Raw genomic sequence first — 26,624 nt, 5'->3', positions numbered from 1 at the left:
GATGCAGCAGCAAGACCATTCCGACATCCGCGACGCCGTCGCCAAGCTGTGCGCCGGCTTTCCCGGCGAATACTGGCGCAAGCTCGATCGCGAGATGGCCTATCCGACCGAGTTCGTGACGGCGCTGACCGAGAGCGGCTTCCTCTCGGCGCTGATCCCCGAGGAATACGGCGGCGCCGGCCTGCCGCTGTCGGCAGCCGCGGTCATCATGGAGGAGATCCAGCGGCAGGGCTGCAACGGCGCGGCCTGCCATGCCCAGATGTATGTGATGGGCACGGTGCTGCGGCACGGCTCGCCGGAGCAGAAGGCGCGCTACCTGCCCAAGGTGGCCTCGGGCGAGCTGCGCCTGCAGGCGTTCGGCGTGACCGAGCCCACCAGCGGCACCGACACCACGGCGCTGCGCACCACCGCCCGCCGCGAGGGCGACCATTATGTGGTGAACGGCCAGAAGATCTGGACCAGCCGTGCGGCGCAATCCGACCTGATGCTGCTGCTCGCCCGCACGACGCCGCGCGACCAGGTGGCGAAGCGCACCGAGGGGCTTTCCGTGTTCATCCTCGACATGCAGGAGGCGCTGAAGGCGGGGCTCACCATCCGCCCCATCCGCACCATGATGAACCACGCCACCACCGAGGTGTTCTTCGACAATGTGCGGGTGCCGGCGGAGAATTTGGTGGGCGAGGAGGGCAACGGCTTCCGCTACATCCTCTCCGGCATGAATGCCGAGCGCATCCTCATCGCCTCCGAGTGCGTCGGCGATGCCAAATGGTTCATCGACAAGGCGTCTGCCTATGCGAAGGAGCGGCACGTGTTCGGCCGTCCCATCGGCCAGAACCAGGGCATCCAGTTCCCCATCGCCAAGGCCTACGCCAACATGCGCGCCGCCGAACTGATGGTGCGGGAGGCGATCCGGCTCTATGAGGCCGGGGAGAATCCCGGCGCCGAGGCCAACATGGCCAAGATGCTGGCCGCCGACGCGTCCTTCGAGGCGGCCAACGCCTGCATCCAGACCCATGGCGGGTTCGGCTTTGCGGAGGAGTACGACGTGGAGCGCAAGTTCCGCGAGACGCGGCTCTACCAGGTGGCGCCGATCTCCACGAACCTCATCCTGTCCTATCTGGCCGAGCATGTGCTCGGCATGCCGAGGTCCTACTGATGGCCGCGCCCGACTCCGCTGTGATCGACATGGATCACCTCAGATCCTGGATCGGCCGCGAGGATACCGGCGCCGAAGTCCTCAGCGAGGATCTCGCGCGCAAATACCACGCCATGTTCGACCTGCCCGGCGCACCGCCGACCCATGGCGCGGCGGTCCCGCAGCTCATCCATTTCTGCCTCGCGCAGCCGGCCGTTCCCACCGCGGGCCTTGGTGCGGACGGCCATCCCGCCCGCGGCGGCTTCCTGCCGCCGGTGCCGCTGCCCCGGCGCATGTGGGCCGGCGGCGCGCTGACCTTTCACGGCGACCTGAAGGTGGGCGATGCGGTGCGGCGGGTGTCCCGCATCGCCGACGTGGCGCTGAAGGAGGGGCGCACCGGCCCGCTGTGCTTCGTCACCGTCGCGCACCGGGTGGAGGCGAACGACGCGCTGGTGATCGAGGAGCGGCAGGACATCGTCTATCGCGGTGCCGATGCCGGAGCGGCGGGAAAGGTGCCACCGGCTGCCGAGAGGGGCGCATTCGTGAAGCCCATGACGGCCGGCACGCCGCTGCTGTTCCGCTACTCCGCCTTGACCTTCAACGCCCATCGCATCCACTACGACCGGCCCTACGCCACCGAGGTGGAGGGCTATCCGGCCCTCGTCGTGCAGGGGCCGATGCAGGCGGCGCTCCTGTGCACCTATGCCGCCGAGATCCGGGGCGCGCCGCCCCGCCGCTTCGCTTTCCGCGGTCTCTCGCCGCTGTTCGACACCGACACCTTCTCTCTGCATGCGACGGCCGATGGGGAGGGGCTGAAGCTGTGGACCGCGCGCGAGGGCGGCCCGGTGTGCATGGCTGCGGAGGCTTCCTGGTGATGGGTGCGCCGCTCGCTTTCACCGTTGCCTTGTTCGTGCCCGCCAACCGCCCGGAGCGCTTCGCAAAGGCGGCGGATGCCGGGGCCGATGCGGTGATCCTCGATCTGGAAGACGCGGTGGCGGCGCCCGCCAAGGATGCGGCGCGCGCCGCCCTGCGCGCGGACTTCGCGACGGTGCCCGTGCTGGTGCGCGTCAACGGCCTCGGAACGCCGTGGCACGCCGCCGACATGGCCGCCCTCGCCGGGCGCGCGTTCGCCGCCGTCATGGTGCCCAAAGCCGAGGTCGGGGAGGCCTTTGCAGCCCTGTGCGCCGCCGCGCCCGTCCCGGTGATCGCTCTGATCGAGACGGCGCGCGGGCTCGCCGATGCCCGCCGGATCGCGCAGACGGCGCATGTGGCGCGTCTCGCCTTCGGCAGCATCGATTTCTGCGCCGACCTCGGCTGCGCCCATGGGCGCGACGCCCTGCTGGCGGCGCGCAGCGAGCTCGTGCTCGCCTCGCGGCTCGCCGGACTGGCGCCGCCGATCGACGGCGTCACCACGGCCATCGACGATCGCGAGGCGATTGTGGACGACGCGCGCCATGCCCGTGACCTTGGCTTCGGCGGCAAGCTTGCCATCCATCCCCGACAGGTTGCGCCGATCCGGGACGGCTTTGCCCCGGACGAGGCCGAGATCGCCTGGGCACGCAAGGTGCTCGCCAGCGGCGACGGAGCCGCGGCCGTCGACGGCACCATGGTGGACGAACCGGTCCGCATCCGCGCCCGCGCGCTCCTCGGCCGGCTGGCCGCGCCGCAGGCCGGCGCCACAGTCTCTTGGTCCTCCGAAAGGCGACAGCCATGAAGATCCTGGTGCCCGTTAAGCGGGTGGTGGATTACAACGTGAAGGTCCGGGTGAAGTCGGACGGTTCGGGCGTCGAGCTCGCGAACGTCAAGATGTCCATGAACCCGTTCGACGAGATCGCGGTGGAAGAGGCGCTCCGCCTCAAGGAAGCCGGCAAGGCGACCGAGGTGGTGGCGGTGTCCATCGGCCCGGCCCAGGCGTCCGAGACGCTGCGCACGGCGCTGGCCATGGGTGCCGACCGCGGCATTCTGGTGAAGACCGACGGCGTGGTCGAGCCGCTCGCGGTCGCCAAGATCCTCAAGGGCGTGGTGGGCGAGGAAGCCCCCGGCCTGGTGATCCTCGGCAAGCAGGCCATCGACGACGACTGCAACCAGACCGGCCAGATGCTGGCGGCGCTGCTGGGCTGGCCTCAGGCCACCTTCGCGTCCAAGGTCGTGGTGGAAGACGGCGGCGTGGTCGTCACCCGCGAGATCGACGGCGGCCTGCAGACCATCAAGCTCAACGGCCCGGCCATCGTCACGACGGACCTGCGCCTCAACGAGCCGCGCTACGCCTCGCTGCCCAACATCATGAAGTCGAAGAAGAAGCCCATCGCCGAGAAGACGCCGGCCGATTACGGCGTGGACGTCGCCCCGCGGCTGGAGGTGCTGAAGACCCAGGAGCCGGCCGGCCGCAAGGCGGGCGTGAAGGTGGGCTCGGTCGCCGAGCTGGTGGCGAAGCTCAAGGATGAGGCGGGGGTGATCTGATGGCCGTTCTGCTCATTGCCGAACACGACAATTCGGCCCTCAACGGCGTCACCGCCAAGGCGCTGACCGCCGCCGCCGCGCTCGGCGCGCCGGTGCATGTGCTGGTCGCCGGCCAGAACGCCAAGGGCGTGGCCGAGGCCGCCGCGAAGCTCTCCGGCGTCGAAAAGGTGCTGCTCGCCGACGACGCGCTCTATGCGCACCGCCTCGCCGAGCCGCTGGCGGCGCTGCTCGTCTCGCTGGCGCCCGGCTACGACGCCATCGTCGGCCCCTCCACCGCCAGCGCCAAGAACGTGCTGCCGCGCGTCGCCGCGCTGCTGGACGTGATGCAGGTGTCGGACATCACCAAGGTGGTCTCGCCCGACACGTTCGAGCGGCCCATCTATGCGGGCAACGCCATCCAGACCGTGAAGTCCAATGACGCCAAGAAGGTGGTGACGGTGCGCACCGCCTCCTTCGCCGCCACCGGCGAGGGCGGTTCGGCCGCCATCGAGACCGTTGGCGCGGCGTCCGACCCGGCGCTCTCCACCTTCGTGGACGAGGCCATCGCCGCCTCCGACCGTCCCGAGCTGACCGCCGCGAAGATCATCGTGTCGGGCGGTCGCGCGGTGGGCTCGCGGGAGAAGTTCGCCGAGCTGATCGAGCCCCTCGCCGACGCGCTGGGCGCGGCGGTGGGCGCCTCGCGCGCCGCGGTGGACGCGGGCTATGCCCCGAACGACTGGCAGGTGGGCCAGACCGGCAAGGTCGTCGCCCCCGAGCTGTACATCGCCCTCGGCATCTCCGGCGCCATCCAGCATCTCGCCGGCATGAAGGATTCCAAGGTCATCGTCGCCGTCAACAAGGACGAGGAAGCCCCCATCTTCCAGGTGGCGGACTACGGTCTGGCGGCGGACATCTTCCAGGCCGTCCCCGAGCTCAAGGCCGAAGTTGCCAAGATCAAGGGATGATCTCCCCCAGCCGTCCCCTCAAACCCCGTGAGGCCTCATGCCGAAGACCAGCCGTGGCCCCATTGAGATGGAGCCGTTCGATCTCGAGACCGGATGGACCGAGCTGCCGGGCTTTCCCGAGGGACTGATGGTCAAGACCCTGGCCGATGACCTTGACGAGGAAGCCAAGAGCGGAGCCCGCACGCGCCTCGTCAGGTTCATGCCGGGCGCCTTCACCACGCACCCGCTGGTTCACGACTATTGGGAGGAAGTGGTCCTGCTGAGAGGCACGCTCACGCTGACCGCCGGTGCCCAGCAGGGTGCCGACGCGGCGCTGACCTATTCCTGCCGGCCGCCCGGAACACCGCACGGCCCCTTCATCTCCCAAGAAGGCTGCATCCTGCTCGAGTTCCAGTACTACCTGCGCTGATCCAATCTGGCGCTTATTCGGGGGGCGGAAACTGGGCGCGAAGATCGTGACGCCACATCGCTTCGCGCAGGATGCACGCGATCATCGCCTCCACCTCCAGGCTCGCCTGGGTCACAGATTACCCCTGCTTGCGAACGACATAGGCATTGCGTCGGATGACGGGATCGACGATGGGAACGAGGAGCAGTTCGCCGCGCGCGACCTCCTCGAGCACCGCAGCGTGGGGCAGGATTGTGTAGGCGCTCGCCCGTGAGGTGAAGGTGATGATCTCCCGCAGGGAATCCAGCTCCAGCACGACGTTCAGCTGAATTCTCGCAGCCTTGGCGTAGCGCTCATAGAGTTCGCGCGCGCCGTGGGTACGGCTGGGCAGGACGAGCGGCAGGCCGGCGACGAATTCAAATCCCACCGGTTTCCGCACGATGCTGGCGTCGTCATCCGTATAGTCCCAGTTGTCGGGCGCAGTCGCGAGGAACAACTCCTCGGTCATGAGCAGGCTGCTGTCGAACCCGGAAAGATCGAGCCCCTGATAGACGACGCCAAGGCTCAACGTCTCCTGCATGATCCACGACAGAATATGACCCGATAAGCCTTCCGCGATCCGCAGGCGCATCTTCGGATGGTCGACCTGCGCGGTTTCGGCCAGAGGCACGCTCAACACGTGTGCAAGGGAGGGCGGGAAGCCGACCGACACCTGCCCGCACGCCTTCCCGCCGAGGTAGCGGACTTCCTCAACGTTCCACCCGCGGCGGGATCAGACGCTCCGCAACATGAACGGCTCCGCATCTGCCCCCGCCGCCCAGCACGCCCGACAGGGCAAATCCAACCGCCAGAACGAACTCACAGCTGGATAGAAGTTGGGGGCAACGTCAGTGCCGAGGTGCCTCGACTGGCAATGTCCGCTTTTGGGCCGCGGACGTTAACAGATCAATGGCTGGGATGGGCGCGCAAAGCGGACGTCGCTGAGAGGGCACTCGAGGGGCAGGCATGAGTCATCCCGCGCCTCGCCGCTGTGAAGTACGAGGTGGGACGTTCTTGGATGGTCCTGACGGACCCCTGCATCCAATGCAGGTACGCGGACTGCGTGGAGCCTCTCTCAGCCCTCAACCTGTCACGGGACGCCCGCGCTCTTCCTCTGACCGGGCGACAAAGCCCGCTCGGCCGGCGGTAGATTTCTGTCCGCCGAACAAGCCCACCACGCCCCGGCCCGGGCTCGTTCGGCGACTTCGAGCAGGGCGGCGCCTACGCCAAGGCACGCCAGGATCGCCCTTGACGTGCTTACCGCCTGCTTACCGGAATGCCAAAGCTTTGGCCGGTAAGCTGAAAACGCCCCGAAGGGCGTTTGCCAACCATCTGATTTTAAGACGAAAAACTGGAGCGGGCGAAGGGATTCGAACCCTCGACCCCAACCTTGGCAAGGTTGTGCTCTACCCCTGAGCTACACCCGCATCCATTTGCCGGCGAGACAATGTCTCGGCGGCGGGTGCGGTTCTATAGAAAATGCCGGGGGCGAATGCAACACCCTTTGCGTTCTTTCTCCGCCGGCCTGTGGATGGTTCGGTGGAAGCGCCGCCGCAAAGCCTTGTAGCAGAAGGCCGCCCGTGCCTTCACTCCCGATGGATCGGGTCGATCCACTTCACATGCTCCGGCTTCTCCACCGGCTCGATGTCGAGGTTCACCACCACCGGATCCTGGCCCGAGCGCACCAGCACGCATTCCAGCGTCTCGTCGGCGGAGGCATTGATCTCCTGGTGGGGCACATAGGGCGGCACGAAGATGAAGTCGCCCGGCCCGGCCTCGGCCACGAACTCCAGATTCTCGCCCCAGCGCATGCGGGCGCGGCCCTTGACCACGTAGATGACGCTTTCCAGATCGCCGTGGTGGTGGGCGCCGGTCTTGGCATCCGGATAGATGTGGACGGTGCCGGCCCAGATCTTCTCGGCGCCTGCGCGGGCGCGGTTGATGGCTGTGGCGCGGTTCATGCCCGGGGTCTGGGCGGTGTTAGGATCGAGGCTGTCGCCGGGGATCACCTGCACGCCGTCGGTGCGCCAGTCGGTGTGGTGGTGGTGGTCGGAACCCATCTTTTCCTCCGCATGCGCGTTGGCCGCTGTGGCGTCGCGAACCTTGCCGCGCCTCGCCTGCGAGGCTAGAACGGCGCCAACTTTCCCGCACCCCTTTTCAGGAGACGGCGGCCCATGGCCCCCTATCAGTACGCCTACCACATGCACGGCATGACCAAGACCTATCCGGGCGGCAAGAAGGTGCTCGACAACGTGCACCTCTCTTTCTACCCGGACGCCAAGATCGGCGTGCTCGGCAACAACGGCGCGGGCAAGTCGACCCTGCTGCGCATCATGGCCGGCATCGACAAGGATTTCACCGGCGAGGCCCGCCCCGCCGAGGGCGTGCGCGTGGGCTACCTGCCGCAGGAGCCGGCGCTCGATCCCACCAAGACCGTCCGCCAGAACGTGGAAGACGGCGTGGCCAAGCAGAAGGCCATCATGGAGCGCTACAACGAGCTCGCCATGAACTATTCGGACGAGACCGCGGACGAGATGACCCGGCTTCAGGACGAGATCGAGGCGCAGGGCCTCTGGGATCTCGATTCGAAGGTGGAGCAGGCCATGAACGCGCTCGGCTGCCCGCCGGACGACTGGGAGGTGACGCGCCTCTCGGGCGGTGAGCGCCGCCGCGTGGCGCTGTGCCGCCTGCTGCTGGAGCAGCCGGAACTCCTGCTCCTCGACGAGCCCACCAACCATCTCGACGCCGAAACGGTGAACTGGCTGGAAGGCCACCTGCGTACCTATCCCGGCGCCATCCTGATCGTCACCCACGATCGCTACTTCCTCGACAACGTGACGGGCTGGATCCTGGAGCTGGATCGCGGCCGCGGCATTCCCTACGAGGGCAATTATTCCTCCTGGCTCGGCCAGAAGCAGAAGCGCCTCCAGCAGGAAGGCCGCGAGGACGAAGCCCGCCAGCGCGCGCTCTCCCGCGAGCAGGAGTGGATCGGCGCCTCTCCCAAGGCCCGCCAGGCGAAGAACAAGGCGCGTATCCAGCGCTATGAGGAGCTGCTGCAGCGCGCGTCCGAGCGCCAGCCCTCCGCCACCCAGATCGTCATCCCCGTGGCCGAGCGCCTCGGGCAGAACGTCATCGCCTTCGATCACCTGAACAAGGCGTTCGGCGACAAGATGCTCATCGACGATCTCTCCTTCAAGCTGCCGCCGGGCGGCATCGTCGGCGTCATCGGGCCGAACGGCGCGGGCAAGACCACGCTGTTCCGGATGATCACGGGACAGGAGAAGCCGGACGGCGGCTCCATCGAGATCGGCGATTCGGTCAAGCTCGGCTATGTGGACCAGAGCCGCGACGCGCTCGACGACAAGAAGACCGTGTGGGAGGAAATCTCCGACGGCAACGAGGTGATCTACGTCGGCAAGAAGGAGATTCCCTCGCGCGCCTATTGCGCGGCCTTCAACTTCAAGGGCGGCGACCAGCAGAAGAAGGTGGGCATGCTCTCCGGCGGTGAGCGCAACCGCGTCCACCTCGCCAAGGTGCTCCAGCGCGGCGGCAACGTGCTGCTGCTCGACGAGCCCACCAACGACCTCGACGTGGACACCCTGCGCGCGCTTGAAGAGGCGCTTGAGGACTACGCCGGCTGCGCCGTCATCATCTCGCACGATCGCTTCTTCCTCGACCGCATCGCCACCCACATGCTCGCCTTCGAGGGCGACAGCCACGTGGAATGGTTCGAAGGCAACTTCGCGGACTATGAAGAGGACAAGAAGCGCCGCCTGGGGACGGATTCGGTGATCCCGAAGCGGATTCAGTACAAGAAGTTTTCGAGGTGAGGTGACAACTCGTCTGGCGGGCCCCCTCGCGCCCCGGCCCACCGCAACGGAGCGTAGCGCAGGGAAAGGAGAGCCGGGGCCCAGCGCAACGGCCAGCCGCAGGCGCTTCCGAACCCGGCTCCGCCTACCTCGGCCCCGTCTAAGCCTGCACAATCTCCGGCACGACCTCCGCCGGCGGCGTGTTGCGGCTTCGGCCGCAGCGCACGATGCCGTCGATGATCACCATCCCCACGCCCGGCAGGTCGCCGGCGGCGATGCTGGAGAGGAGGTCTGCGCCGGAGCTGCACTGGGCGCGCGCCAGGAAGACGAGGTCGGCCGCCCGGCCGGCTTCCAGGCGACCGCCGTCGAGGCGCTGGATGCGGGCGGTTCGGCATCGACGCCATCGAGCTGCACGGCGCCCACGGCTATCTGCTGCACCAGTTCCTCTCGCCCCTCGCCAACCGGAGCACATCGTCTCCTCCGGCGAGGCGGACATGGTGGTGCTGGCCCGCGGCCTCCTCTGTGACCCGCGCTGGCCCTGGCATGCCGCGGTCGAACTGGGCGCCAGCGTGGAGGCCGTCCCGCAATACTGGCGCTGCCAGCCCTCCGGAAACCGCCCGTTGTTCGGCGAGACCATCAGCGGCGCGCGCTAGCCCAATGCCGTGAGCGAGCAGGACCGGAACGCCGGGATCCTGCGCCCTCATGCCGCCCGCCAGTTGATCGGTGGGCTCGGAGACCGGCCCCCGTTTGCGCCACCCGCCGCGTCGTCTAAATGCCGAATTCAGTCCGGGAGGCATTTCCCTTCATCAGGATGGGTCCCGTCGGGCGTCCCGTGGGCGACCCGCCGGCGGGCTCGAGCGTGACTTCAAACAACTGGTCCGGAATGGGCGCCGGCAGGCCATCCACCGTCAGCTTCATGCTGCGCATGGCCTCCAGAAGGCCCACCGAGACCGGCCCCCGCGCGCGGTCCCACAAGGTCCACACCTGCAGTGATTTGCCGGCGGGCGCGCTGAGCGCTTCCAGCGGCACGAGTTCGGCGCGCCCGTCGCGGAAGGTGTTCACCAGCGCCAGGGGGCGGCTCTGGTCCGACATCATCACCGCCACCAGTACCGGCGTGCGGGCGATGCTGCGGATCTGCACCGTCAGCGCGACCGCCAGCACGAGGCAGGCCGCCATCGCCGCAAGCCCGGCGGCGCGCCACGCGGGAAGGTCGCTCCACAGCCCGGAAAGCCATTTCGTGGTCGTTGTCGTGCGGGAGCGGGGCGATGTGGCCGCCCCTGCGCCGGTCCCTGCGCCGGCCATCCCGGCTTCGATCCGGTGCCACAGCGTCTCCGGCGGCGGCTCCGGGATCGCGGCCATATCGATCTCGATGAGGTTGCGGCGCCAGGCCTCGACCCGCGCGGCGAAATCCGCATCCTCCGCAGCCAGAGCTTCGCACCGCGCCGTCTGGGCCGTATCGAGCAGGCCCAGCGCGAACTCGGCCGCGAGGGCCTCTTTCTCGGTTTCCGTCATGCCATGCACTGCCTGAGCGAGAGCAGGCCCCGGCGGATCCAGGATTTGGCGGTACCCAGCGGAATGCCGAGCCGTCCCGCCAGCTCGCCATGGCTCAACCCGCGCGCATAGGCGAGGATGATGGCGTTGCGACGCAAGGGTTCAAGCCGTTCAAGGCAGCGGCGCAGCGCCCCGTTCTCCGACAAGGCGATGACGACATGCTCGGCGTCGGCATCCTCGCTCGCCAGCCCCATCGGCTCGAAATCGTCGACGAGTTCGGTCCGGCCTTCGCCGCGCAGCACATTCAGCGCCCGGTGCCGCAGGATGGCGAACATCCAGGTCGCCGGCTCACCGCGCGCCGGATCGAATGTCGCGGCTTTCTCCCAGATGCGCAGGAAGGTGTCCTGCACCACCTCCTCGGCGAGGTCGCGGCGCCGCAGCAGCCGCAAGGCGACGCCGATCATCTGCGGTGCCAGTTGATCGTACAGCCGGCGCAGGCTGGAGCGATCGCCGCGCGCGCAGCCTTCCAGCGCCCGGGCAAGCTCATCCCGCGAAACGGCCCCCGCCAGCGCTGTCATCACGGCTCCGCGCGTCATTCGAACGAATACGCACCGACGGCGCCTTCGGATGCAAAGACAAAAAAGAAATTTGTGCTGCATCCGCCGGGCAAGGGCGTGGGTAACCGCTCCGTATCAGCCGATGCGTTCGGCTTCGGACGGAGGAAGACAGATGAAAGTCTCGATGATCGCCCTGACGCTCGCAGGCGTCCTGGCCGGGGCCGGCGCCGCCCAGGGCCAGACCGTGATCGCGCTCATGGACGGCAACATGATCGCCCCCATCGATGCCAAGACCTGGACCGCCGGCAAGCCGATGAAGGTGAGCGGCGTCGAGGGCAAGCTCATCGGCATCGACGTGCGCCCGGCGGACGGCATGCTCTACGGCCTGTTCGACAATGGCACGGTCGCCGTGATCGACACCGCGACCGCCAAGGCGACCATGAAGTCCAGGCTCAGCAGCACGCTGGCGCCCGGCGTCGCCGCCACCGTCGATTTCAACCCGGTCGCCGACCGGCTGCGCATCATCGGCAGCGACGGCACCAACCTGCGCGCCAATGTGGATGACGGGAAGGTCACCACCGACGGCACGTTGAAGTTCGCCGAGACCGACATGCACAAGGGCGAGGCGCCCAACGTGGTCGCCGGCAGCTACACCAATTCGGTGAAGGGCGCCAAGGAGACGACGCTCTACAACATCGACGCAACCATCGGCGCGCTGGTGAAGCAGGCGCCGCCCAATGACGGCGTTCTGGCCGCCGTCGGCAAGCTCGGGGTGAAGGCGAAGCGCTACGCGTTCGACATCGTGATGGTCGACGCCGGCGCGAGTGAGGGCTGGCTGCTGGCGGACGGCACGCTCTACCGCGTCGATCTCGCCAAGGGCACGGCGAGCGAAGTCGGCAAGATCAAGGGCGCCGGCGGCGTGGTCCACGACATCGCGGTGATGCCGGCGATGTGACGCCTCGTATCGTGACGATCAAGGCCGCCGGAGCGATCCGGCGGCCTTTGGTCTGTCCGGGAGGTGGATATGGCATCCGGGCCACAGGCCTATTATGAAGGGGCTCCACACGTTCCGACGGCTCCCCTCCGACGCCTGACGATACTGCGACATAGGCGGACCCCAGCCGTGCCCTTCCTGACGACGAACCCGGCCCTCGCCCGTGCCCTGGCCGAGCGGGAATATGACAACCCCACGCCGGTGCAGCTTGCCGTGCTGGCACCCGAGGCATCCGACCGCGACCTTCTGGTGTCCGCCCAGACCGGGTCCGGCAAGACGGTCGCCTATGGCCTCGCCATGGCCGGGACGCTGCTGGGCACCGAAGAGCGGTTCGCGTTCGCCAGCGTGCCGCAGGCCCTCGTGGTGGCACCGACGCGGGAACTGGCGCTGCAGGTCCAGCGCGAATTCGCGTGGCTCTACGCGGAGACCGGCTCCCGCATTGTCTCCTGCGTCGGCGGCATGGACCCGCGGCAGGAGCAGCGCCTTTTGGCGCGAGGCGCCCATATCGTCGTCGGCACGCCCGGCCGCCTGCGCGACCACCTGGAACGCGGCCGCCTCGACCTCTCGGCGCTGCGCGTGGCCGTGCTGGACGAGGCCGACGAGATGCTCGATCTCGGCTTCCGCGAGGATCTCGAGTTCATTCTCGACGCGACCCCCGCCGGAGCGCCGCAGCCTGCTGTTTTCCGCGACCATGCCGCGCGGGATCATCACGCTCGCCAAGCGCTACCAGCGGGACGCCCTGCGCATTGAGGTGGCGGGGGCGGAAGGCGGGCACGCCGATATCGAATACCGCACCATGCGCGTCGCGCCGACGGAGGTCGACCATGCGGTCGTCAACGTGCTCCGCTATTATGATACCCCCAGCGCCATCGTCTTCTGCAACACGCGGGAGGCGGTGCGGCGCCTGCACGCCATGCTTCAGGAGCGGCAGTTCGCGGCCGTCGCCCTGTCCGGCGAATTGAGCCAGAACGAGCGCAACCACGCCTTGCAGGCCCTGCGGGACGGGCGGGCGCGGGTCTGCGTCGCCACCGATGTGGCGGCGCGCGGTATCGACCTGCCGAACCTCGGCCTCGTCATCCACGCCGACCTGCCGAACGACGGCGAAAGCCTCCAGCACCGCAGCGGCCGCACCGGCCGGGCGGGCCGCAAGGGGGTGAGCGTGCTTCTGGTGCCGCCGTTTCGCCGGCGCCGGGCCGAGGATCTGATGCGGGCAATCGGCATCCGGCCATCCTGGTCCGGCCCGCCCACGTCCGAGGACATCCGCAAGCTCGACCACGACCGCATGCTGCACGATGCCCTCATCACCGATGAGCCGGGCGAAGAGGATGCCAGCGCGGGCCTTGCCCTGCTCGCCGCGCACTCGCCCGAGCACCTCGCCGCCGCGCTGGCGCGCCTCTACCGGGCCGGCCTGCCGGCGCCCGAGGAAGTCGCCGATCCGGGCGAGCCGCGCACCGCCCGCGACCGGGCGGCCGGGCGGGACTTCGACGGCGGCTCGAATGTCGGCGGGGTCTGGTTCCGCCTCAACGTCGGACGACGCAACAATGCCGACCCCAAATGGCTGCTGCCCCTGATCTGCCGGCGCGGGAACGTGACGCGCAAGGAGATCGGCGTCATCCGCATCTTCGATGAGGAGACCGCCTTCGAGGTGAGCCCCGCCGCCGCCGAGCGCTTCAGCAAGGTCGCCCGCAAGGCCGACGGCGACGATGTCGTCATCGAGCCGATGCCCGGCCAGCCGGCCGCCCCCGCGAAGCGCCCCGGCCGAACAAGGCCCGAGCGCGACAAGACCGAGCGCCACCTCTCGCGCTCCGAGAAGCCGTCTCGCGGCAAGTCATTTCGCAGTGGAGCGGAGCACGAGAGGCCGGCGCACGGCAAAGCCCCATTCGAGAAGCCGCGCGAGACCAAGCAGGTGGGTCAGGGCAAAGGCGAGCGTCAGCAGAAAAGCCGCCGCGCGCACCCATCCGAGGGCAAACCGAAAGGTAAGCCGCCGAGACGCTCCTGACGGCGATCGGACGCCAGTGGGCTGGAGCCCCGAACGGGAGCGAAGGGAGCAGATGTCCGAGGGTGGACCGCCACACCCTCCTTCCCTGGAGCGCGATCCGATCAAGTTGAATCGACTTGATCGGTGGATCGCCCTCTAAGCTCAAGAAAGAGAACGCGTGATCCGATCTGATTGCGACGCAATCAGGTCGGCGCGTGCTCTAGAAGCTGCCCGGTTCCTCCGGCGCAATCACCACAAGCATGCCTTCCATGGCCGGCTCCAGCTTCAACTGGCAGGCAAGCCGGGACGCAAGCGTGCGGGCCGCGCTGGTGGCGAGCATGCGGCTCTCGCCGGGGCTGATCTGAGGCGCCGCCACACTGGCCGGAAAGGTGACGAAGACATGGCAGGTGGCGCAGGCGCAGCCGCCGCCGCACTGGGCCGTGAGTTCTTCGATGCCGCCCTTGCGGATGGCCTTGAGGAGGGAGGCGCCATCGCGGCCGCTTACCTCCTGCCGGTCGCCGCTGCGGGTTTCCACGGTGAACCGGGCCATGGCTCAAGCACCCGCCCGCCGGCTCACGGCAGGATGACGGACGCGAGGTCCGCCGCCGCCGGGTGCCGTCCACTTTCACCGCCTGCCCGCGCGATCCGCACCGTAGCGAGGCCGGCGGATGCGGCCGCGTCCAGTTCGTCCACATTTTCCGAGAGCACGAGGATCTGCGCCGGGGCGATGCCAATCTCCTGGGCGATGGCCTTGTAGGCCTCCTCCTCCACCTTCTGGCCCATGCGGGTGTCGAAGAAGCCGTCCAGAAGGCTCTCCGCGTCCGACCCGGCGGACGAGAGCCAGAGCTTCTGCGCCAGTTCCGAGGAGGACGAGAAGCTGAACAGCCTGAGCCCCTGGGTCTTCCAGGCGGCAAGGCTCGGTCCGGCATCGTCATAGATCTCCGCCTTGAAGGCTCCGGCGGCATAGCCCTCCTGCCAGATTCGGCCCTGGATGATCTTGAGCGGCGTCGGCTTGCGGCCCTGCTTCATCCAGCGCAGCAGCAGCGCCTCCGCTTCGTGGGACTTGAGGGAGAAGCCACCCATCAACCGTCCCGCCTCATCCAGCGCCGCCTCGATCTCCTCGTCCTCCTCGCCATGCGCGGCGATGAAGGCGCCGAGCCGCTCGCGGGTATGTGGGACCAGTGTTTCTTCCAGGAAGGACAGGGGGCCGAGCACGCCCTCGATGTCCATCAGCACCGCCTTTATGGCCATGGATGCGCCTCTGCCTCAGCCGGATCCGATTGTCGGGAAGCCGCCAGAACGGCCCTCCCCTCCGCGCGGTCCGGGTTACCGGGAGGGGCAAGCACCCGCCGTGCCAGCCGCCGCTTTGGCGGCGAGGCGGGCCATGTTACCCTCCGGCTGTGCCTCTCCCATCGATGAGCCGCCCCTTGCCCGCCGGTTACCGTTGCCTCTTTGCCGGGCTCGTCGCCTGGATGTCCGTTCTCACGCTCACCGCGCCCGCCCGCGCGGCGGATGCGGCCTTCACGCAATTCATCGCCTCCCTGTGGCCGGAGGCGCAGGCAGCCGGCGTGTCGCGCGCCGCCTTCGAGCGGGAGACGGCGGGCCTCGAACCCGACTACAAGCTGCCGGATCTCGCTCTGCCCGGCCGACCCTCCACCGGTGCGGGCGGACAGGCCGAATTCGTGCAGGTGCCGGCGGCCTATGTGAAGGAAGCCACCATCGCCCGCCTCGCCGCCGAAGGGCAGCGGCTGATGCAGAAGTACAAGGCGCCCCTCGACCGAATCGAGGCCATGTTCGGCGTGCCCGCCCCCGTGGTGCTGGCCATCTGGGGCCGCGAGACCGATTTCGGCCGCTACACCTCGCCCCACGACGCGCTCAAGGTGCTGGCGACGCAGGCCTATGCCGGCCGGCGCAAGGAGCAGTACCGCACCGAGTTCATCCTCGCCCTCAAGATGCTGAGTGACGGCGATGTGAGCCGGAAGGATTTCCGCGCCTCCTGGGCCGGGGCGACCGGCCTCGCCCAGTTCCTGCCCTCCGATTATGTGAAGCACGGCGTCGATCTCGATGGCACCGGCCACGCCGATATCTGGCGCTCGGTGCCCGATGCCCTCGCCTCCGCCGCCAAGCAACTCGCCGACAAGGGATGGCAGCCGGGCGTGCGCTGGGCCTATGAGGTGCTGGCGCCGGTGAATGCTGATTGCACCATGGGCGTGCCGGAGGTGAAGCAGCCCATATCCGAGTGGATCCGGGCCGGCTACGCCCCCGTCCGCCGCCTCTCCGGCAGCGAGGTGACGCAGCCGGCCTCGCTGCTCCAGCCGGAGGGCATCTACGGCCCGTCCTTCCTCACGACGGCGAATTATTTCGTCATCAAGCAATACAATTTTTCCGACCTCTACGTTCTGTTCGTCGGCCATCTGTCCGACCGCATGACGGACCCCGCGCCCTTCCGCACGCCGTGGTCGGCCTCCTCCCAGCTCAAGACGAAATCGGTGGAGGCCATGCAGAAGCACCTCGCGCGGCGCGGGCTCTATTCCGACAAGATCGACGGCAAGGCGGGCATGCAGACCCGCGCGGCGCTCGGCACCTACCAGAAATCCGCCGGGCTCAAGGTGGACTGCTGGCCGAGCGAAGCGGTGCTCAACGCCATGAATGCCGGGCGCTGACCCTCAGGGCGCCGCCCGGTCCTCGTCCGGCCGGTGGAAGGCGAGGACCAGTGCAACGGATGAAAGCGCCAGCACCGCCATCAGCGCGAAGCCGTCGGCGAACGAGCCGCGCAGCGATAGCACGAATCCGGTAACAACAGGGGCGACGAAGCCGGCCAGCGCGAAGCAGAAATCCATGATGCCGAGCGCGGTGGCGGCCTTCTCCGGCACGATGTCCACATTCACCGCGAAATAGGCCGCGTTCGCCCCCATGGAGGCGGCGACCGCCAGCGAGATGCAGGTGATGGCCACCGGAAGGCTGGCACTGAACGCCACCGGCACCACCGCGAGCGCCGCCACCAATTGCGTTCCGGCGATGAGGTAAGAGCGGGATACGCGCAGGCGCCCCGTCGTCGTCAGCAGGTGATCGGACCACCGGCCCAGCGCCCAGAGCGCGCCGGCGGCGCACAGCCACGGCAGCACGGTGAAGACGCCGACGGCCGGAAGATTCAGCCCATAGGACTGTTGCAAATAACTCGGCAGCCACGCCATGAAGAAGAACAGGAAGTAGCCGAAGACGAAGAAGGCCCAGTAATTCACCAGCAACGTGCGGTTGGTGAGCAGCACCCGCACCTCGCTCATGCGCGGCCAGCGGCGAACGGGTGCGACCTCCGCCTTCTGTCCTTCGCGGATGAACGCCAGTTCCTGCGCATTTACATGGCGGGACTGCGCCGGATCGTCCCGGAACAGGAAGAACCACAGCGGCACCCAGACCAGCGACACCACGAACAGCACGGCGAAGGTGCCGCGCCAGCCAAGCGCCGCCAGAAGCTGCGTCACGATCGGCCCGCCGCACGCCAGCGCCACCGGCACCGCCACGAGGGCATAGGAGAGCGCGCTCGCCTGCCGGGCCGGCGGCAGCCAGCGCTCCACCGCGCCGGTGACGGCGGAGAAGTTCGGCCCCTCCGCCATGCCCAGCAGCGTGCGGGCGAGATAGAGCGTGAGGAAGCCGGAGGCGAGGCCGGTGAGGCCGATGGACAGGCTCCACAGCACCGCCGCCACGGTGAGCACGATGCGCGCGCCGTATCGGTCCACGGCGAAACCGCCGACGAGGGTGGTCACCGCATAGCCGAGGCCGAAGGCGCCGAGGATGGTGCCGGCGGCGGCCTTGGACAGGCCGAGCTGCTGCTCGATTTCGGGGATGGCGTAGGAGATGGCCGCGCGGTCGATGTAGTTCACCACCGTGATGGCGAACAGGAGGAAGATCACCACCCTGTGGAATCGCGTCGCCGCCATGGCTCTCCCCCTGCGTGATCCCCCGACCCCCGCGCCGAGACTCAGAGGACGGATGTACCATGCGCAAGGTGGACGATGGGGATCAAGGGCGCTATCGCGCCGCCCTCACCGCACCCCGGCACTTCCGCTGACGGCGCCTAGCACTTTGGGGAACAAGGCTTCGAAGCGCTCCGGCGGCAGCGGCCGGCTCCAGTAATAGCCCTGGCCGTAGGTGCAGCCGTGGGAAGCGAGGAAGGCCATCTGCCCCGCCTCCTCCACCCCTTCGGCGAGGATCTCGATATCGAGCGCCCGGGCCATGGCGATCATGGCGCGCACCAGTTCGCCATCCACCGCGGACGTGGGCAGGTCGCGCACGAAGCTCTGGTCGATCTTGAGCCGGGAGATGGGGAAACGCTTGAGGTAGGCCAGTGAGGAATAGCCCGTGCCGAAATCGTCGATGGCGACCCGAATACCCAGTCCGGCAATGCGGTTCAGGGTGGTTTCGGCACTGGAATCGGCATCGAAAAGCATGCTTTCGGTGATTTCGAATTCGATGCTGTCAGCCGGCACCCCCGCGGCGGCGAGCGCCGCCTCGGTGCGGGCGACGATGTCGGTCGCATTGAGCTGCCCGGCAGAGATATTCACCGCCACAAACCCGCAGGGCAGCCCCGCCCTCCGCCAGGCCGCCATCTGGGCGCAGGCGGTCGTCAGCACGAAGTCGCCCAGGGGGACGATGAGGCCGGTGTCCTCGGCGACGGGGATGAAGCGGTCGGGGCCGATCATCTCGCCTTCGGGGGTGACCCAGCGCACCAGCGCCTCGGCACCGACGATGGTCTGGTCGGCGAGACGGACGATGGGCTGGAAATGGACGGTGAACTCCCCGTCCGTCAGCGCCCGCCTCAGGTTGGCGACGAGTTGCACGCGCGCCCGTGCATCGCGGGTCAGGGCGTCGGTGTAGAAGGCATAGGTGCGCCCGCCCCGGCTCTTGGCCTTGTAGACCGCCGAATGGGCGTGCTGGAGCATGGTGGTGGGGTCGCTGGCGTCCTCGGGAAACAGGCTGATGCCGATGCTGGCGTTGACGAAGAGATCGCTCACGTCCTCCGCCGCGAACGGCTCTGCCAATGCCTTGATGAGACGTTCGGACAGGCGCACCGCCTCCTCCGGCCCCTTGTCCACGTCGATCACCACCACGAACTCGTCGGCGCCGTAGCGGCCGAGGGTGGCGTCTTCCGGCGTCGTCTTGCGGATACGCTCGGCGGCGCCCCGCAGCACCGCGTCTCCAGCGGCGAAGCCGAGGCTGTCGTTGATGGTCTTGAGGTGGTCGATGTCGATGTAGAGCACGGCGCAGCGGGTGTCGGTGCGGGTCAGGGCGTGCTCGATGAGGGAATAGGTCAGGGTGCGGTTGGGCAGGCCGGTGAGGGAATCGTAGCGCGTGAGGCGGTCCACCTCGATCTCGGAGCGGCGCGCCTGGGTGATGTCGTTGAACGCCCCCACATAGCTCTCCGGCGCGCCGGTGCGGCCGTAGACCGTGCTGATGACCGTCTGCTGCAGATAATAGGGTCCGCCCTTGCGGCGGTTCCAGATCTCGCCGCGCCAGACGCCGGTGTCCTTCAGCGTGCCCCAGAGCAGCTGATAGAACAGCTCGTCGTGCCGGCCGGAGTTGAGGACCCGCATGTTCTGGCCCAGCACCTCCGCCTCCTCGTAGCCGGTGATGGCGACGAAGGCCTTGTTGACGGCGGTGATGCGCCCGGCGAGGTCCGTCACCACCAGCCCCTCCTGGGTATTGGTGAACACCGCCTGCGCCAGCGTCAGCCGGTGCTCGGCGGCGCGACGGGCGGTGGCGTCGGAGGCCATGAGGATGACATAGCCCTCGTCCTCCAGGCTGTCGCGGGCGATGGACCGGACGCAGGACAGCCAGATCTCCGTGCCGGCCCGGGTGAGGTGGGGCTGATCCCCCGGCTCCTCGAGGACCGTGCCCGAGGCAAGCGACGTGCCGTCGACGGGGACCACCGCACCCGTGGCCTGCGCGCGGATATCCGGTCGCACGTCGGCATAGCTGCGCCCCAGCAGTTCGTCCCGTTCATACCCCAGGAGGGCGCAGAACGCTTCGTTGACCCGCAGGAAGCGTCCGTCGAGGTCGAGATGGGCGATGCCCTCGGCGGCCTGCTCGAAAGTCGCCCGGAAGCGCTCCTCCGCCGCGTGGAGCGCGGCCTTCTGGTCCGCCTCCGCCAGGGCGGCGCGCAGCCGCTGGTGCTGGATGAAGAGCAGGGTGAGAACCCCCGCCACCAGCAGGCATGCGGCGGCGGTGATGGCGGAGAGAAAGGCGACGCCGCGCACGTCGTCCACCACGTCGCTGGTGGCGACGCTGGAGATGAGCACCGCATTGGCCGCGGGGATGGTTGCCGCCGCCACCAGCAGCGGCGTGCCGTCCGCAGGCGTGATGACGTCGGACGCGAGGCCGCCGGCCCCTGCGGACGCGAGGGGCGTCAGGGCCTCGGGCAGGGCCTGCTGACGCCCGACGATCATCCACCGTGCGTCACCGCTGCCGGGTCTGGTGGCGATCAGCACCCGGGCGCTGCCGCCCATCAGGCCGACGAAGGATCCCAGCCGGTTGAAGCCGGCACCGCCCTCGGTGACGATGGAGAGGAGGGTGTCCTGCGGCGCGGCCGGCGTCGCCTCCGTCATCCGCCGTGCCACCTCCCCATCGATGGAGCGCGCCACGGCCTCGGTCATGAATTCGAGCTGACCCCTGCGCTCGCCGAGCAGCGTGTCAGAGGCCGAGCGGAACACCGCATAGCTGATGAGACCGGCCGGCAGGGTCACCAGCGCAAGGCTCACGAACAGAAGCCATGCGCGCAGCTTCGGCATCGGCCGCGTGCGTTCCGTCCCGGCGGTGTGGAGCGCGAGATAGAGAAGCGCCGTCGTCACCGCCACGAAGACGAAGCCCTTGAGGGTGGAGAAGAGGCCGAAGCCGATGGATCCGCCCACGCCCTCGATGAACCGGTCGGAGAAGTAGATCCAAAGGGTGGCGCCGACCGCATAGGCGATGGTGACGCTCGCGATGTACGTCCTGCGGGTCATCATCGCGCGTCTTTTCACAGTCAGAGATCGAATGCACCTTACATCCGGGCGGACGCGCAGCGAAACGAGAGTTTGCGGATCATCCCAAGAAAATATTTCAGCTCAAGGGGATACGGTAAAGCTCGTGGCTGGGACAGGCGATCGCGGGGCGCGCAGCGGACCACGGCATCGTTCAAGCCACAGCGTCGGGCGCGCCGTTTCCTTGCACGTCCGGGCAGGCTCCCACCTCCGGGAGGGTCATGGGGCGGGGGCGACCACGTTGTCGAAGCTGATGACCACCTCGGTCTTCTGCTGCTGCGAGGTCATGCGGATCGGCAGGCCGCTGTCAGCCGCGATCCAGACCCGCTGAGGGTCCAGCGCGCCGACCCCCGGCATGGGCGGGGGCGTGTAGTCATAGGCCACCGCGCTCTTGCCCTGGACCGTCTCCGGGCCCACGCGACGGCAGTCCTTGAGGCTCGATGCGCCGGGAATGACGCTCTTCTGCATCCGCACACGCTCGCCGGGTCCAAGCGGCAGCTTGTTCCACTTCGCGCCATCCTTGACGTACATGTCGTCGCCGACGATGACGGATTCCATCAGGAGCTTGCCGTTGAGCGATGTCATCTGCCGGTAGGCCGGCGCCTTGCTGAGGCGATCATAGGCATCGGCCACGTTCTGGCAGTCGTCGGCGCGCGCCCCTGAAACCGGCACGACGAGACAACCGAGCATCAGGATCGGTCCGGCGGCGCGCATGAGATGTCCTTCCAGATCAGGCGCGCAAGCTTAGTCTGTGCCTTCGGCCCACTCAACCGGCCTTCGGAACGCGGTGCCCCCAAGACCTTCCCTTCGCCAACGCGGGCGGCGCCCTACCACTGGTAGCGCATGCCGCCCCGGGCGTTCGCCGCCGCGTAGCCATCGCCGAACTTGACGCTGGCGGTGGTGAAGCCGTTCCAGCCGTTCGCCTTGGCGAACACGTTGAAGCCGCCGCCGACCTCGCCGAAGGCGCCGTTGAAGTCGTCGGCGACGGTCAGCGGCAGGCCGGGGTTGAAGATGGTCACCGCGTTGTCGCCGAGGAATTCGTACCACAGGCGCGCGTTCAGATTGGCCTCGATGCGCAGCGCCGCGTTCTCGTGGATCGGCCCGCCGACCCGGGCGCCAAGGCCCGCCCGCAGGCTGTCGTTGCTGCCGAAGTCCGCCGCCGTGCCCGCGAGCAGGAAGACGTTGTTGATGCGGGTGGAGACGTAGCTCAGCGTGGCGATGGGCTCGAAGAAGCCGGTGGCCCCGAGCTTCGCCCGGTACCCGGTGTCGAGGGTGAAGCCGAGGCTCGTCGCCCGCGCGCTCTGGCCATAGGCCGCGACGCCGCCGAGGGTGGGCGCGGTGTAGTCCATGGAGAGGATGTCAGCCTTGAACAGGCCGTCCACGAACCAGTTGCGGTTGAGGTAGGTGGCATAGGCACCCACCGTGCCGCCGGAATAGCTGGCGGAGGTCGGCGAGGCATCGAAGCCGAGCTGGGAGGTCACGTAGCCGGCCATCACGCCGAACATCACCGCGTCTTTGCCGGAGGCGGACGGGTTGGTCTTGCCGAAATCGGCGCCGGCGATGAAGCCGTAGGTGTTCTGCGCATAGCCGGTGTCGTAGCTGTAGGCCGCGCCCGGCACCGTGGCGGTGGTGGTGGAATTGCGCAGGCCCCAGCTGCCCACCGCCTTCGCCCACACGCCGGGCGTCACGGCCTGCTGCCCGCCCTTGCCAACGTCCGCGCCGTTGCCGCCGTCGAGATAGGTGCGCAGGTCCGCCTGCCGGTCCAGCCAGCCGCCGCTGGTCTCGTACCAGATGCTTTGCGCGCCGGTGACGAGGCGCGGCAGCTCATAGGCCTCCCGGTCCGGCACGCCGACGAGATAGGTGTCGTTGCCGCGCGTCACGAGGTCGTAGAAGACCACGCCCTTGTCGATGACGCCGCCGAAGCGCGGATCGTAGCCGGCCGACTCGGCGGAGATGACGAAGCTCGCCTCCTGGCCGCCGCGCTTGCCGTAGGAGACGGCATCGGGGTTCACCACCTCCACCACCATCATGCCCTTGGGGTTGTAGCCCCCGGCGCTGCCGCTCACGTCGTTGATGACGATGGCGGTCTGCCCCTGCGTCGCCACCGTGCCGGCGGGCAGCAGATCGCCGTTGGCATCGAGGCCGCCGATCACGAGCCTGTCGGCGGTGGTGCCGGGGCCGCCGAGATACGCATCGATGCCGAGGCGGCTGTTGCCCTGCCCGACGAGCACGCCGCTCACGTAGGTGACGTCACGGGTGCCGTTATAGGCGGTCTGGCCCGGCGTCTCGTCGATCATGGTGAGGAGGCCGGCGTCGGTCGAGACGAGGCTGCCGTTGACGAAAGTTTCGAGGCCCGTGAACGTGGTGGTCTCGCCCTGCGCACCGTTGAGGGCGGTGACGGTCAGGCCGGTGTTGTTCACCTGGTCCGTGCCGCCGCCGAAGCTGTTGACGCCCACGGTGATCCAGGTGTTGGAGCTGAGGTTGCTGACGATGTCGTTGCCGTCGGAAAAGCTCACCCGGCCGATGACGGTGCCGGCGTTGGTGACGGTGGTGGACCCCGCATCGGCTCGGATCGCCACGCGCCCGGCGGCGGTGGCGAGGTCACCGTTGGCCGCATAGGTCCAGGAGCTGACGAGCGAGCCGTTGCCGATGTCGATGGCGGTGCCGTCGCCGCTCGACACGCGGATCACCGCCTCGCCCTCGGACGCGCCCGAGCCGGAGACGACGCTGAAGGTGCCGATGGCCACCGCGACGGTGCCCGTCCCGTCAGCGCGGATGCCGTTGCCGGAGCCGCTTTGCCCCGAGTCCGCATAGATGCGCGAGCCGGTGCCGAGCGTGACCGTCGCCGCACCGCCGCCGCCCGCGAGCGTGCGGACGCCGGTGCCGCCGGCGAGGATGCGCACGCCGTCCGCGAGCGTCACCTGAACGTCGCCGCTGCCGGCCGTCTGTGCGACGACGCCGGTGCCCGCGCTGGTGATGTCCGCCCCCACATCGACACGCGCCGCCCCCGCGCCGCCCGAGGTCGCGCCCACGCCGAAGCTGCCGCCCGCCGTGATCTTGCCGGCGACCGTGACAGTCGTTGCACCGCCGGTGTTGAGGGCGAGGATGCCGGAGCCCGTCGCGTCGATCTCCGCGGTGGTCTTGACGGTCACCGTGCCCCCGGCGCCGGAGAGGCCGGCATCGATGCCGGTACCGCCCGCCGTGACCTTGGCATTGGTGGTGACGTTGACCGTGCCGCCATCGCCCGTGAGGGCGGCAAGGATGCCGGAGCCGCCCGCCTTCACGAGGCCGTCCGTGGTGACGGTGACGCTCATGCCATTGCCGGTGGCGCTGGCGTCGATGCCCTGCGCGCCCGAGGTGATGGCGCCGTTCGCGCTCGTCGTCACCGTGGCCGAGCCGCCGGCGCCGGTGGCCACCGCGCGCACGCCGAAGCCCGTGACGGTGATGGCATTTTCCACCTTCACCTCGGTGGTCGCCGTGCCGGCCGCGGTCGCCGATGCCTCGGCGCCGCTGGCGCTGTCGGTGATGGCGCCGCGCAGGGTGAAGCTGCTCAGGGCGTCGCCCGTCTCCGAGGTGGCGAGCCCCTTCACCGCCGTGCCGGTGCCGCCTTTCACGGTGGCGTCGGTGGTGATGATCGTGGTCGCATTACCCTTGGTGCTGGTGGCGTCGGCGACGATACCGCCGAGCCCGCCGGTGACGGCGCCGGTGACGCCGATCTTCGTCTGCGTCGTCCCCTCCACCGCCGAGACGGCGGCGATGGCCGCGCCGCCGCTGCTGGTGACGGTGCCGGCGGTCGTCACATCTACGTTGCCGGAGGTACCAGCCTTGTCGATGCGGATGCCGCCCACCGCACCCGACACCGAGGTGCCGGCCTTCGTCTCAACCACGATGTCTCCGGTGCTCGCCGCGTCCGAAGAGACGCGCAGGCCGACGGTCGAGCCCTTCACCTGCGTGGTGTCGGCGAGGGTCACGGAGACCTTGCCGCCCATCTGCTTCAGGAACACCCCGTCCTGCGTGCCCTCGATGGCCGCGTTGCCGGAGGTTGTGAGCGTGATGGTGCCGGTGGCCTCGCCATAGAGGCCGAACCCGCCCGCCACGGTGGATTTCGCCGTGCCGGAGAAATTCTGGATGGAGAGATCGCCGCCCTTGGCGTTGAAGAAGGCGCCGTACTGCCCGCCCGAGGCGCTGCCGCTGAAATTGTCCGCCGTCACGCCGCCGCCCAGCGTCCGCGCGAACACGCCGGCCCCGGTGCCGCCCGTCGCCGTGCCGGAGAAGCCGGAGACATTGATGTCCCCGCTCGTGCCCGCCTGGACGAAGATGCCGTACTGCCCGCCGGAGGCGCTGGCGGCGAAATTCTTCACGCTGATGCCGCCGGTGTCGGTGAGCAGCAACACGCCGTTGGCGCCGCCGACGACGTTGGGCGACCCGGCCGAACCGCCGGTGAAATTGTCGGCGGTGATGGCGCCGCCGATGGTGCGGCCATAGACGCCGTAGTCGCTGTTGCCCGTCGCCGATCCGGAGAAGCCGGAAAAGTTGACGCTGCCCGCTCCGGTCTGGGCGAAGATGCCGTATTGGCCGCCCTGAGCGCTGGAGCCGAAATTCCGGATGCTGATGGCGCCGGACGTGGACAGCGCCTGGATGCCGCCCGCGCCGCCAGTGATGAACGGGCCGCTGCCCGTGCCGGCGGTGAAATTGTCGGCGGTGATGGCACCGCTCGTGGTCGAGAGCAGGAGGCCGCTGCCGGCCGTGCCCTTCGCCGTGCCGCTGAAGCCCGAGGCATCGATGGTGCCGGAGGTGGCGAAGGCGAGGATGCCGTTCTGGCTGCCCGTGGCGCTGCCGCTGAAGCTGGTGAGCGAGATGTCGCCGGTGGTCACCACCTGGGTGAAGATGGCGTTGGCGCCGGTGCTTTCCGCCGTGCCGCTGAAGCCGGAGAGATCGACCTTGCCGGCATTGCTCTGGGCGAAGATGGCGTTCTGGCCCGCCGTGGCGCCGCCGCCGAAACTGCGGATGTTGACGTCGCCCGTCCCAGTCACCTGCGCAAACACGCCGCTGGCACCGGTGCCTTCGGCGGTGCCGGTGAAGCGGTCGATGGTGATGGTGCCGTTGCTCGACTGGGCGAACAGGCCGTTCTGACCGCCGGTGGCGCTGCCGGCGAAATCGTTCACCGTGATGTTGCCGCCGGCGATGAGGGTGAGCCCGTCCGAGGTCGTGCCCTTGAAGGTGCCGCCCTCGGCCGCGATGTCGATGTTTCCGGTGGTCGAGGCCAGCACGCCGCTCGCGCCGCCGGTGAGGCTTGCGCCCGCCAGCACCCGCACGCTGGCGTTCGTGGCGGGAAGCAAAGCCAGGGCATAGCCGTCCGCGCTCACGGTGGCGCCGATGCCGGTTCCGGACGCCTGGGAGATGGCGCCGCTGGAAATCAGCACGATGCCGTCGGTGGTCGCGGTGAAGCTGCCGCCGATGTTGTTCAGGACGATGTCGCCGCCGCCGAGGCCGGAGCCGACGACCACGGAGATGGGCGCCGCCCCGGTGATGATCGTATCGTCCGCGGTCGTCACGGTGATGGTGTTGCCGGTGACCACAGCCGCCGGCGCACTCGCGCCCGCGCAATCAAGCGCCGTGGGATTGCCGGCGGGACCCGAGGTGACGCAGGCGCCGTAGGCCGCCGGCGCGGGCATCAGCCCCGCCAGAACCGTTGCCAGCGCCGAGCCGGACAGAAGCGTCCCGCCAAGGCGCGCGCGCCATGGTGCGCGCCTCTCGGCCCGGCCTGACGGTCGCATCTTGAGCCTGTGCGTGGCGCTGGACATGCACTCGTT

At 68.7% G+C, this 26,624-nt stretch carries 18 protein-coding genes, 1 tRNA gene and 5 pseudogenes; 12 read left to right on the top strand and 12 right to left on the bottom strand.

All coding sequences use genetic code 11. The features are described from left to right. Window position 1: 1 nt before the first annotated feature. The 6 genes from J2126_RS16395 to J2126_RS16370 are packed head-to-tail and all read left to right on the top strand — an operon-like array spanning window position 2 to window position 4,948. A complete protein-coding gene (locus tag J2126_RS16395; protein WP_209487955.1) occupies window positions 2-1,156 on the top strand; it encodes an acyl-CoA dehydrogenase family protein in 1,155 nt (384 codons plus the stop codon). Next, window positions 1,156-2,010: an FAS1-like dehydratase domain-containing protein gene (locus tag J2126_RS16390; protein WP_209487954.1), complete on the top strand. Its 855-nt coding sequence runs from the start codon at window positions 1,156-1,158 to the stop codon at window positions 2,008-2,010. Before J2126_RS16395 ends, J2126_RS16390 begins: the two co-directional genes overlap by 1 nt. Continuing rightward, on the top strand, window positions 2,010-2,849 hold the full coding sequence (locus tag J2126_RS16385) for an HpcH/HpaI aldolase/citrate lyase family protein (RefSeq protein WP_209487953.1): 840 nt from the start codon (window positions 2,010-2,012) through the stop codon (window positions 2,847-2,849). Before J2126_RS16390 ends, J2126_RS16385 begins: the two co-directional genes overlap by 1 nt. Beyond that, window positions 2,846-3,595 (top strand): electron transfer flavoprotein subunit beta/FixA family protein, encoded by a 750-nt coding sequence (locus J2126_RS16380; RefSeq protein ID WP_209487952.1) that lies wholly within the window; start codon window positions 2,846-2,848, stop codon window positions 3,593-3,595. Before J2126_RS16385 ends, J2126_RS16380 begins: the two co-directional genes overlap by 4 nt. Then, window positions 3,595-4,539 carry an electron transfer flavoprotein subunit alpha/FixB family protein gene (locus J2126_RS16375; protein ID WP_209487951.1) on the top strand — a complete coding sequence of 315 codons (945 nt, stop codon included), beginning with the start codon at window positions 3,595-3,597 and terminating at the stop codon, window positions 4,537-4,539. Before J2126_RS16380 ends, J2126_RS16375 begins: the two co-directional genes overlap by 1 nt. Window positions 4,540-4,576: 37 nt before the next feature. After that, entirely contained in the window at window positions 4,577-4,948 is a 372-nt protein-coding gene (locus J2126_RS16370; RefSeq protein ID WP_245327392.1) for a cupin domain-containing protein, read from the top strand. Between the two features lie 118 nt (window positions 4,949-5,066). Here J2126_RS16370 and J2126_RS16365 read toward each other — a convergent pair. Continuing rightward, window positions 5,067-5,642: pseudogene (locus J2126_RS16365) on the bottom strand (LysR substrate-binding domain-containing protein); the annotation flags it as partial. A gap of 31 nt (window positions 5,643-5,673) precedes the next feature. Between J2126_RS16365 and J2126_RS16360 the strand changes: the two are divergent. Continuing rightward, window positions 5,674-5,799: pseudogene (locus J2126_RS16360) on the top strand (IS3 family transposase); the annotation flags it as partial. Window positions 5,800-6,318: 519 nt separating this feature from the next. Here the strand turns inward: J2126_RS16360 and J2126_RS16355 are convergent. Further along, window positions 6,319-6,393: transfer RNA gene (locus J2126_RS16355), tRNA-Gly, on the bottom strand. 159 nt (window positions 6,394-6,552) lie between these two features. Beyond that, a complete protein-coding gene (locus J2126_RS16350) occupies window positions 6,553-7,026 on the bottom strand; it encodes a cupin domain-containing protein (RefSeq protein WP_209487949.1) in 474 nt (157 codons plus the stop codon). A 114-nt stretch (window positions 7,027-7,140) separates the two neighbouring features. Between J2126_RS16350 and ettA the strand changes: the two genes are divergently transcribed. Further along, on the top strand, window positions 7,141-8,796 hold the full coding sequence (gene ettA, locus J2126_RS16345) for an energy-dependent translational throttle protein EttA (protein WP_209487948.1): 1,656 nt from the start codon (window positions 7,141-7,143) through the stop codon (window positions 8,794-8,796). Window positions 8,797-8,935: 139 nt separating this feature from the next. On the opposite strand, the pseudogene J2126_RS25400 reads toward ettA, so the two are convergent. Then, window positions 8,936-9,163 (bottom strand): annotated as a pseudogene (locus J2126_RS25400) (amidohydrolase family protein); the annotation flags it as partial. Here J2126_RS25400 and J2126_RS25395 point away from each other — a divergent pair. Beyond that, window positions 9,160-9,428: pseudogene (locus J2126_RS25395) on the top strand (hypothetical protein); the annotation flags it as partial. The pseudogenes J2126_RS25400 and J2126_RS25395 sit on opposite strands and share 4 nt — an antisense overlap. Before the next feature lie 115 nt (window positions 9,429-9,543). Here the strand turns inward: J2126_RS25395 and J2126_RS16335 are convergent. Then, window positions 9,544-10,287 carry an anti-sigma factor gene (locus J2126_RS16335; protein ID WP_209487947.1) on the bottom strand — a complete coding sequence of 248 codons (744 nt, stop codon included), beginning with the start codon at window positions 10,285-10,287 and terminating at the stop codon, window positions 9,544-9,546. Next, on the bottom strand, window positions 10,284-10,844 hold the full coding sequence (locus J2126_RS16330; protein ID WP_245327390.1) for a sigma-70 family RNA polymerase sigma factor: 561 nt from the start codon (window positions 10,842-10,844) through the stop codon (window positions 10,284-10,286). The genes J2126_RS16335 and J2126_RS16330 overlap by 4 nt, the downstream gene beginning before the upstream one ends. A 151-nt stretch (window positions 10,845-10,995) precedes the next feature. On the opposite strand from J2126_RS16330, the gene J2126_RS16325 reads away from it, so the two are divergent. Together J2126_RS16325 and J2126_RS16320 are read left to right on the top strand one after the other, a co-directional pair. Next, the gene (locus J2126_RS16325) at window positions 10,996-11,778 is read left to right on the top strand and encodes a DUF4394 domain-containing protein (protein WP_209487945.1); all 783 of its coding nucleotides are present in this window, start codon (window positions 10,996-10,998) and stop codon (window positions 11,776-11,778) included. A gap of 168 nt (window positions 11,779-11,946) precedes the next feature. Then, window positions 11,947-13,816: pseudogene (locus J2126_RS16320) on the top strand (DEAD/DEAH box helicase). Between the two features lie 199 nt (window positions 13,817-14,015). Here the strand turns inward: J2126_RS16320 and J2126_RS16315 are convergent. Together J2126_RS16315 and mtnC are read right to left on the bottom strand one after the other, a co-directional pair. Continuing rightward, on the bottom strand, window positions 14,016-14,345 hold the full coding sequence (locus J2126_RS16315; protein ID WP_209487944.1) for a 2Fe-2S iron-sulfur cluster-binding protein: 330 nt from the start codon (window positions 14,343-14,345) through the stop codon (window positions 14,016-14,018). Window positions 14,346-14,368: 23 nt separating this feature from the next. Further along, window positions 14,369-15,046: an acireductone synthase gene (mtnC, locus tag J2126_RS16310; RefSeq protein ID WP_209487943.1), complete on the bottom strand. Its 678-nt coding sequence runs from the start codon at window positions 15,044-15,046 to the stop codon at window positions 14,369-14,371. A 221-nt stretch (window positions 15,047-15,267) separates the two neighbouring features. Between mtnC and J2126_RS16305 the strand changes: the two genes are divergently transcribed. Then, window positions 15,268-16,458 carry a lytic murein transglycosylase gene (locus J2126_RS16305; protein ID WP_209487942.1) on the top strand — a complete coding sequence of 397 codons (1,191 nt, stop codon included), beginning with the start codon at window positions 15,268-15,270 and terminating at the stop codon, window positions 16,456-16,458. A gap of 3 nt (window positions 16,459-16,461) precedes the next feature. Here the strand turns inward: J2126_RS16305 and J2126_RS16300 are convergent, their stop codons facing one another. From J2126_RS16300 to J2126_RS16285, 4 genes are all read right to left on the bottom strand, one after another. After that, window positions 16,462-17,733 (bottom strand): MFS transporter, encoded by a 1,272-nt coding sequence (locus J2126_RS16300; RefSeq protein WP_209487941.1) that lies wholly within the window; start codon window positions 17,731-17,733, stop codon window positions 16,462-16,464. 105 nt (window positions 17,734-17,838) lie between these two features. Further along, the gene (locus J2126_RS16295; protein WP_209487940.1) at window positions 17,839-20,793 is read right to left on the bottom strand and encodes a putative bifunctional diguanylate cyclase/phosphodiesterase; all 2,955 of its coding nucleotides are present in this window, start codon (window positions 20,791-20,793) and stop codon (window positions 17,839-17,841) included. 237 nt (window positions 20,794-21,030) lie between these two features. Next, window positions 21,031-21,525, bottom strand: a complete 495-nt coding sequence (locus J2126_RS16290) for a hypothetical protein (protein ID WP_209487939.1) — start codon at window positions 21,523-21,525, stop codon at window positions 21,031-21,033. Window positions 21,526-21,638: 113 nt separating this feature from the next. Further along, window positions 21,639-26,615, bottom strand: a complete 4,977-nt coding sequence (locus J2126_RS16285; protein WP_209487938.1) for a beta strand repeat-containing protein — start codon at window positions 26,613-26,615, stop codon at window positions 21,639-21,641. Between the last annotated feature and the right edge of the window lie 9 nt (window positions 26,616-26,624).

Source organism: Xanthobacter flavus (assembly GCF_017875275.1).
Classification (GTDB): Bacteria; Pseudomonadota; Alphaproteobacteria; order Rhizobiales; family Xanthobacteraceae; genus Xanthobacter; species Xanthobacter flavus_A.
The sequence above is the reverse complement of the archived record's forward strand: the minus strand, read 5'-3'. Positions and strand labels throughout refer to the sequence as shown.